The sequence below is a fragment of the Nocardioides sp. genome (assembly GCF_034670285.1).
Classification (GTDB): Bacteria; Actinomycetota; Actinomycetes; order Propionibacteriales; family Nocardioidaceae; genus Nocardioides.
Map to the genome: position 1 here is coordinate 1 of NZ_JAXMNS010000148.1, position 8,163 is coordinate 8,163.

Genomic DNA, 8,163 nt, shown 5'->3' on the forward strand with positions numbered 1-8,163 from the left:
CTCTCCTGGGGAGTGAGGGTCGCGACCCGGATCATCATGCACGAGCCGCGCAGACTCCCCAGGACCTGGCACGTGTGATTGCGAGCAGCCCACGGTCACTGCCACCGCACACTGGCGAGGACGGACTCGATGTCCGCGCGGACCTTCGAGGTGTCGATGGGGCTCTCCAGGGAGATCGTGACGAAGGAGTCCTCGTAGGTGGCGCCGAACTCGTAGTAGAGCACGGGCCCCTTGCCCCCCTCGAGCACGTAGCCCTCGATCCCGTCGACCGTGCGGTTCTCGAGCCGCTCGACCGGGGCGATGGTGCGTTCGATGTTCTCGAGGTTCAGCTCCGCGGCGTCGTCGAGCGAGATCTCGGGATAGGTGATCCCGGCACCCCCGCCCAGGTAGAACGACCCGTCGACGGTGGCCTTGGACGCCACCCTGCCGGTCGAGACCCACTTCTCGGTGGGAGCCCGGTAGGTCGCCACCGGCTCGCCGAGGTGCTCGATCGTGAGTCTCGCCCCGGTGGCCGGCGCGACGTCGGGGGCAGGCGGCTCGGACTGCGTGGGTCGTGACGCCGAGGGGGTGGCGGTCGGTGCGGCCACCTCGCCCTCGTCGGTCGAGCAACCGGCGAGCACCGCGATCAACACGGCGCAGGTCGCGATCCTGAGCTGCACGTACCCCTCCTCGACGACCCCGAGGGTCTGCTGCCAGCGGCTGCCGGCGACGGCTGACGCCGACTGGCGTCAGCGGTCACAGCGCACAGGTTTGTCCGCCGTCCCACCGGGTACCACGCTGGTCGAGCTGCGAAACCTCATCTGACACCTCCGCGTGCGAAGGGACCCGACCATGGGCTTGTACGACCTCGACGTCCGGTCGCTCCTCGGCACCGGGACCGCAGGCGTCAACGAGCTCGTGCTCGTCATCGAGCAGATCGACGACGTGGTGAAGCGGATCAGCGCTGAGGAGCAGGCTTTCGCGCCGGTGACCTTCGCCTTCGGGGCCTCGGTCGCTCCCGGAGCCTTCGGCCGTGCCGACTCGGCGCCGTCCCTCTCCGGTCACTACGACCGCGCCCACGAGGTGACCTGGAAGACGCTGCGCGGCATCAAGGACGACCTCATCGGCTTCCAGGAAGCCTGTCGCGCGGCCATGGTCGCGATCCGCGACGCCGACGACCAGGCGGCGGACCACATGCGCGTGGTCACCGACGCGCTGGGCATCGTCGCAGCCGGTGGGCGTGGGCACGGAGGCCAGCAGGCACGCCGCGACGCCCAGCAGCACCAGGACACCGACGAGGCGGGGCGACACGACTCGTGACCGGACCACACATCGCCCGACTCCAGGCCGCGATCGCCGGGATGGACCCCGACGACATCTCGACCTCACGCGCCCACTGGGACGAGGGAGCCGTCTCCCTGAGGAACATCGCCCGTGTCCTGGAGAACGCCGAGGCGTCCATCCTGGAGGGCTTCGGTCCGTCGTCCCTCGTCGGACCAGCGGCCAAGCAGGCCTTCTCCACGATGCGCACGAACGTCCTCACGCCCCGCCAGGCCGAGATGCAGGCCGCGGGAGAGGCCCTGGACGTCGTGCGCGCTGCCATGTTGAGAGCCCGCGCCGCCAGCGCGCAGATGCCGACGACGTCACCGGGCGCGCCCCCGACGTTCACCGCCGGCACCGGTGACGAGGCCGACGACGTCACCCGCCTGAAGATCCACGCAGCTCAGATGCGCACCCACCAGCAGCAGACGGCTGCCTACGCCGAGTCGGACGAGCGTGCGCGTCAGGAGCTGGTCGCGCTCAACCGCGACTACGACGAGGCCGCCGAGGTGATGGCCAGGATCCACGGCGAGCCGGTGCGCGAGTCCGGGTCCGGCACGCCCGGCTCGACCGCAGGCGGAGCCGGCGGCCCCAGGGGCGGCTCGGCCCACGGGGCAGGCGCCTCGTCGTCGTCCAACGGCGGTCAGTCGGCGACCCTCGACGTCGCCTTCCCCACCGGTGCCGACTCGTTCGAGGTCTCCCCCACCCCGGGCAGCTCGACGGGCTCCACGCCGTACTCGGCTCCCCAGGGCACGCCCGACACCATCGATTCCGAGACCCCCCAGGTCGACATCGGCACCGTGGGCACCGGCGAGGTCGGCACCGACGTCGGCACCGGCGGCTCGGGCCTCAACCCGATCGCCGGTGGCGCTGCGGCCGGGGCGGGGGCGCTCGGCGGCCTCGGGGCCAAGAACCTGATCGCCCGCCTCGGCTCGGCCGCACCAGGCGGCACCGCCGCGGGCGGCACCCCGGCCAGACCGGTCGGGGCCACCGGACGTGCCGCGAGCAGCGGAGTCCTCGGCGGGTCCGCTGCTCGTGGCGCGGCCGGCACCACCGCCGCTCCCGGGAGCAAGGCCACCGGCCGCGGCGCCGCAGTAGGAGCCGGGTCAGGGGCTCGCGCAGGAGCCGGGGGCGCAGGTCGCCGTGGCCGCGCGACCGACCCGCAGAGCCGGCGCGAGAACGACCTCGAGGTCGAGGAGGACTGGCTCGACGACGAGGGTCACTCCGGCGTCCTCGACTGACGCCTCACGGAGCGAGTCGGCAGGTCTCCCACCCGTCCTCGACGCGGCGGTACTGCAGCCGGTCGTGCAACCGGCTCGGACGGCCCTGCCAGAACTCCACGGCCTCGGGCCGCACGAGATAGCCGCCCCACTCGTCGGGCACCGGCACGTCGCGACCTTCGAAGCGAGCCTCTGCCTCGTCGTACGACGCCTGCACCGCGTCGCGGTCAGCCACCACCTCCGACTGGTGGCTGGCCCAGGCACCGAGCTGCGAGCCGCGCGGACGCTGGGCGAAGTAGGCCGCCACGTCGGCGTGCGGCAGCGGCTCGGCCACCCCGTCGACGCGCACCTGGCGCTCGAGCGGGTGCCAGGGGAAGAGCAGCGAGCAGGCCGGGTTGCCGGCCAGCTCGCGGCCCTTGCGCGAGGACTGGTTGGTGAAGAACCTGAAACCGTCGACGCCGACCCCCTTGAGCAGGACGGTGCGCGCCGCGGGCCGTCCGTCGTCCGACACCGACGCCACGATCATGGCGTTCGGCTCGCTGATCCCGGCAGCACTGACCTCCTCGAACCACCGCTCGAACATCGCCATCGGGTCGGGCGCGAGGTCTACCTCCGAGAGCCCGCCGGCGGCGTAGTCGTGACGCAGCGCCGCCAACCTCGCGGAGGCGTCGGAGGCGGGATCGGGGTGCTTAGCCATACGCCCGAATCTACGCGCGAGGGTCGTGCGGCAGAATGCCGGACGGACGACTCCCTGATCGGTCCCGATCGGACCGGGTCAGCGTCCCGACAGACCAAGGCAGACAGCCCACCGCTGGAGCGAAGGAGCACGAAGCGATGACCGAGGTACACCATGGACTGGAGGGCGTCATTGCCTTTGAGTCCGAGATCGCCGAGCCCGACAAAGAGGGTTCCGCGCTGCGTTACCGCGGCGTCGACATCGAGGACATCGTCGGCCGCGTGCCGTTCGAGAACGTCTGGGGCCTGCTGATCGACGGCGCCTACACCCCCGGCCTCGAGCCCGCCGAGCCCTACAACCTCCCCGTGCACACCGGCGACGTCCGCGTCGACGTCCAGGCCGCCGTGGCGATGCTGGCCCCGGCCTTCGGCTTCGGTCAGACCTACGACATCTCCGACGAGCAGGCCCGCGAGGACATCGGTCGCCTCGCCGTCATGGTGCTCTCGTACGCCGCCCAGTCGGCGCGCGGCCTCAACAAGGCCGTCGTCCCGCAGAAGACGGTCGACGAGGGCGCGACCCTCGCCGAGAAGTTCCTGATCCGCTGGAAGGGCGAGGCCGACCCCAAGCACGTCAAGGCCATCGACGCCTACTGGAGCAGCGCGGCCGAGCACGGCATGAACGCCTCCACCTTCACCGCGCGCGTCATCACCTCCACCGGTGCCGACGTCGCGGCGGCCTTCTCGGGCGCCATCGGCGCGATGAGCGGCCCGCTGCACGGTGGTGCCCCCTCGCGCGTGCTCGGGATGATCTCCGACGTCGAGGAGTCCGGCGACGCCGAGGCCTACGTCAAGGGTCTCCTCGACCGCGGCGAGCGCCTGATGGGCTTCGGCCACCGTGTCTACCGTGCCGAGGACCCGCGCGCCCGCGTGCTGCGTCGTACGGCCAAGGAGCTCGACGCTCCCCGCTACGCCGTTGCCGAGGCGCTCGAGAAGGCCGCCCTCGCCGAGCTGCGCGAGCGTCGCCCCGACCGCGTCCTCGAGACCAACGTGGAGTTCTGGGCCGCGATCGTCCTCGACTTCGCCGAGGTCCCGCCGCACATGTTCACCTCGATGTTCACCTGTGCCCGCACCGGTGGCTGGTCGGCGCACATCCTGGAGCAGAAGCGCACCGGCCGCCTGATCCGCCCCTCGGCGATCTACACCGGACCGTCCGCCCGCTCGGCCGACACCGTCGACGGGTGGAACGCCGACTGGGCGAAGTGAGCCCAGCGACGCGATAGTCCCTGACGATCCGGCCCCTCATCCAGTGGATGAGGGGCCGTTTCGTCAGGGACTACCTGCGTCTCAGCGGAAGTACCAGCTGGTCTTGCCGCGCGCGGCCTGACGCGTCAGCGAGATGTGCACGTGGTCGCGGTGCCGCAGGGTCTGCGAGCACTTCTTGAGCTTCTTGCAGCCCGAGGAGAGGTAGGGCACCGGCTCGAAGCCGCGCCAGGCGGAGTACATCTGGTCGTCCCAGATGACGTACATGATGCCCATCCGACGGGCGAGCGCGTCGGTCTCCCCGGCGCGGTTGGTCTTGAACGCACGGCGCAGGAACTGTCTGGCCGCCTTCCGTCCGGTCTTGGTGGAGGCGTTGACCGTCCAGTCGAACGCGCGCCCCTCGGTGTGCTCGGAGGTGCTGCCGCCGCAGGCGCGCGAGATCCCCCCGAAGCGGCCGCCGAAGCGCTTCACGAGCCAGTGCCCGAGCTCCTCGGTGCCGGGCTTGGCGTTCGGGCGGCACTTGGTGGCGGGCTGGTAGGAGGCGTAGTCCTCGACGTGGTGCGCGGCGGCTGCCGTGGGCAGCACCGAGGGCGCGGCGGCGAGGGGGAGCCAGGGCAGGAGGAGGGCTGCGACGAGCAGCCCGAGGCGGGGGGTCCGGGGCATCCTTCGAGGCTAGGCACCGGTCTCTCGCGCCGCAGCACTCTGCCCCGGAAATGGCCGATCGGTCAGCCGGGGATGACCCCCTCGGGCCCGCCCTCAGGGGTGAGCGAGCACCTTGGCGAAGCACCGGCTGAGCGGTGACCCGCGGTAGTGCCCGAAGCCCGGGACGCCGACGTAGCCCGACGACTCGTAGAGCGCGATCGCCTCGGGCTGCTTGATCCCGGTCTCGAGCACCAGCGCCTCGTAGCCGGCCGCTGCGGCACTCTCCTCGAGGTGCTGCAGGACGCGACGAGCGAGCCCCTGCCCGCGCGCCGAGGCGGCGACATACATGCGCTTGATCTCGGCGGTCCGCTCGACCCCGCCCACCACCACGTCGCTGCGACGCCAGGCCCCGGTTGCCACCGCTCGGTCGCCGAGGTAGCCGACGAAGAAGGCGCCGGCCGGGGCGACGAAGTCGAGTGGCAGCAGCGGCGAGTCGTCCTGGCTGCCGTAGCGCACGACGTACTCGGCCTGCACCTCCGCGACGAGTCGTACGGCGTCCACGTCGCCGTAGTCGACGTGGACCAGCCGCAGCTCGGGCAGCTTGTCAGCGAGGGGCGAGGGCATGCCCGCAAGCGTCGCAGAAGCGCGCCTCGCGGTCGGCCTGGACCCCGCACGACGAGCAGTGCGGACCGGAACCCCTCGTCGTGCCCTGCGAGGGCTCGCCCCGGAAGGCGCTGCCGAACTCGCGGACCGCATCCGACGTCTCCCCCGACACGTAGCGCGACTGCGCACCGAGGAATCCCGCGTTCAGCGCGGCGAGACCGAAGACGACGAGGAAGCCGCCGCCGGCGATCCTCAGGATCGGCCCGAAGCCGGCGTCGTCGCCGAAGGTGTCGCCGTTCATCTCTGCGACGAACTCCGTGCCGCCGCGGACGAGCAGGACGAGCCCACCGACCACGAGCACGGCACCGAGGATGCGGAAGACGGTGCGGGCCGTCGAGGACTGGTCGCTGGGGGCCATGGGGACTCCTGGTGCTCAGAGCGCCGGGGGCGCTGTCAGAATGAAGCTCCTACGCTGCGATGGACCACTTCAACCGCCGAGAAGGTTGCCCCGTGCCCGACCCTGTGACCGAGATCGTGATTCCCGCCGGCCTGCTGCCCGCTGACGGGCGCTTCGGCGCCGGACCGTCAAAGGTGCCGGTCTCCCGCCTCGAGGCCCTCGCGGCCACCGGGCGCGACCTGATGGGCACCTCCCACCGCCAGGCGCCGGTGCGCGAGCAGGTGGGTCGCGTGCGCGAGGGCCTGTCCTCGCTCTTCTCGTTGCCCCAGGGCTACGAGGTGGTGCTCGGCAACGGCGGCGCCACTGCGTTCTGGGACGTCGCCACGGCCGGCCTGATCGAGAAGCGCAGCCAGCACCTCACCTTCGGCGAGTTCTCTGCCAAGTTCGCCACGGCAGCCAAGGCCGCGCCCTGGCTCGACGACCCCAGTGTCATCACCGCCGCTCCCGGCTCGCGCCCGGTCCCTGTCGCCGAGGCCGGCATCGACGCCTACTGCTGGGCGCACAACGAGACCTCCACGGCCGTGATGGCGCCGGTCGTGCGCCCGGCCGGCACCAGCGCCGACGAGGCCCTGGTGCTCGTCGACGCCACCTCGGGCGCCGGCGGCCTCCCCGTCGACATCGCCGAGACCGACGTCTACTACTTCGCCCCGCAGAAGTCCTTCGCCTCCGACGGCGGGCTGTGGTTCGCGATCATGTCGCCCGCAGCGAGGGAGCGTGCCGCGCGCATCGCCGCGTCCGACCGCCACATCCCGGCGTTCTTCGACCTGCCGACCGCGATCGACAACTCGCTCAAGAACCAGACCTACAACACCCCGGCCGTGGCCACGCTCTTCCTGATGGCCGAGCAGGTCGACTGGATGAACGACCTCGGCGGGCTCGACGCGATGGTCGCGCGCACCACCGCGTCGTCGGGGGCGCTCTACGACTGGGCCGAGCGGACGGCGTTCACGACGCCGTACGTCGCCGACCCCGACCACCGCTCGTTGGTGATCGCCACCATCAACTTCTCCGACGACGTCGACGCCGACGCGGTCGCGAAGGTGCTGCGCAGCAACGGGATCGTCGACACCGAGCCCTACCGCAAGCTCGGTCAGAACCAGCTGCGCATCGGCACCTACCCCGCCGTCGACCCGTCCGACGTCGAGGCCCTCACGGCCTGCATCGACTTCGTGGTGGCGGCCCTGTAGCCCCGCATCACGCGACCTTCTTGATCAGCTTGAGCGTCGCCCGCTCGAGAGCCGCCTGCCGCTCGTCGGGGTTGTCATAGGTGCGCCGCGTCGTGCCCTTGATGGTGATCCCGCGCTCGTAGGCCTCGATCACCCGCGGGTCGACGTACGACGACCGCGCCAGCGTGGGGGTGTTGCCGAGGAAGTCCGAGACCTCCACCATCGCCGCCGAGATCGCGCGCTTGCGCGACGCCTTGGTCGCTCCGGTCTCCCCCGACTCGTCGGACTCGGCGAGCGCAGCTGCTGCGAGCACGGTGGCGTGCCACGTGCGGAAGTCCTTGGCGGTCGCCTCGAGCCCGGTCGTCTGGCGCACGTAGTCGTTGACGAGGTCGGGGATGATCGAGCGCCACGACCGACCGTCGCGGTAGGCCATGAGTGACGGGTCCTCGGCCGAGCGTCGGCGACGCATGATCTCGACGGCCTCGATCACCGTGGCGTCGTCGATCTCGATCCGGTGCTCGACGCCGGACTTGCCCACGAAGGCGAACACCAACCGGTCCTGCTGGCGTCGCACGTGGCGTCGTTCGAGAGTGGTCAGTCCGAAGGAGCCGTGCGCGTCGGCGTAGGCGTCGTTGCCGATGCGGAAGTAGCCGAGGTCGAGCAGCCGTACTGCGGCAGCACAGGCGCGCTCGAGCGGCATGCCCTCGCGCCCGAGGTCGGCCAGCACCAGCTCACGGGCCTTGACCAGTCCCTTGCCGAACAGCAGCATCCATGATCGATGAGTCCATGGATAAAGAGCAAATGAAACAAGAGCCTCAGCCATGGGAGTTTCGTTCTAAAC

Annotated in this window: 10 protein-coding genes; 4 read left to right on the top strand and 6 right to left on the bottom strand. The window is 71.1% G+C overall.

Annotated features, from left to right (window positions below; translation table 11 throughout):
- Positions 1-95: 95 nt before the first annotated feature.
- Positions 96-659, bottom strand: coding sequence for a hypothetical protein (locus tag VOI19_RS09160; RefSeq protein ID WP_323792659.1), 564 nt, complete (start codon positions 657-659; stop codon positions 96-98).
- A 172-nt stretch (positions 660-831) separates the two neighbouring features.
- Here VOI19_RS09160 and VOI19_RS09165 point away from each other — a divergent pair, with 172 nt between their 5' ends.
- On the top strand, positions 832-1,299 hold the full coding sequence (locus VOI19_RS09165; protein WP_323792660.1) for a hypothetical protein: 468 nt from the start codon (positions 832-834) through the stop codon (positions 1,297-1,299).
- Positions 1,296-2,540, top strand: coding sequence for a hypothetical protein (locus tag VOI19_RS09170; protein WP_323792661.1), 1,245 nt, complete (start codon positions 1,296-1,298; stop codon positions 2,538-2,540). The genes VOI19_RS09165 and VOI19_RS09170 overlap by 4 nt, the downstream gene beginning before the upstream one ends.
- A gap of 4 nt (positions 2,541-2,544) precedes the next feature.
- On the opposite strand, the gene pdxH is transcribed toward VOI19_RS09170, so the two are convergent.
- Positions 2,545-3,216: a pyridoxamine 5'-phosphate oxidase gene (gene pdxH, locus VOI19_RS09175; protein ID WP_323792662.1), complete on the bottom strand. Its 672-nt coding sequence runs from the start codon at positions 3,214-3,216 to the stop codon at positions 2,545-2,547.
- Between the two features lie 137 nt (positions 3,217-3,353).
- Here pdxH and VOI19_RS09180 point away from each other — a divergent pair, with 137 nt between their 5' ends.
- Entirely contained in the window at positions 3,354-4,457 is a 1,104-nt protein-coding gene (locus tag VOI19_RS09180) for a citrate synthase 2 (protein WP_323792663.1), read from the top strand.
- Between the two features lie 81 nt (positions 4,458-4,538).
- Here VOI19_RS09180 and VOI19_RS09185 read toward each other — a convergent pair whose 3' ends face one another.
- From VOI19_RS09185 to VOI19_RS09195, 3 genes are all read right to left on the bottom strand, one after another.
- A complete protein-coding gene (locus tag VOI19_RS09185) occupies positions 4,539-5,117 on the bottom strand; it encodes a hypothetical protein (protein ID WP_323792664.1) in 579 nt (192 codons plus the stop codon).
- A 93-nt stretch (positions 5,118-5,210) separates the two neighbouring features.
- Positions 5,211-5,720: a GNAT family N-acetyltransferase gene (locus VOI19_RS09190; protein WP_323792665.1), complete on the bottom strand. Its 510-nt coding sequence runs from the start codon at positions 5,718-5,720 to the stop codon at positions 5,211-5,213.
- The gene (locus VOI19_RS09195; RefSeq protein ID WP_323792666.1) at positions 5,701-6,117 is read right to left on the bottom strand and encodes a zinc ribbon domain-containing protein; all 417 of its coding nucleotides are present in this window, start codon (positions 6,115-6,117) and stop codon (positions 5,701-5,703) included. The genes VOI19_RS09190 and VOI19_RS09195 overlap by 20 nt, the downstream gene beginning before the upstream one ends.
- A gap of 92 nt (positions 6,118-6,209) precedes the next feature.
- Here VOI19_RS09195 and serC point away from each other — a divergent pair, with 92 nt between their 5' ends.
- The gene (gene serC / locus VOI19_RS09200) at positions 6,210-7,343 is read left to right on the top strand and encodes a phosphoserine transaminase (protein WP_416366366.1); all 1,134 of its coding nucleotides are present in this window, start codon (positions 6,210-6,212) and stop codon (positions 7,341-7,343) included.
- A 7-nt stretch (positions 7,344-7,350) separates the two neighbouring features.
- Here the strand turns inward: serC and VOI19_RS09205 are convergent, their stop codons facing one another.
- Positions 7,351-8,091: a DNA topoisomerase IB gene (locus tag VOI19_RS09205; protein WP_323792667.1), complete on the bottom strand. Its 741-nt coding sequence runs from the start codon at positions 8,089-8,091 to the stop codon at positions 7,351-7,353.
- Between the last annotated feature and the right edge of the window lie 72 nt (positions 8,092-8,163).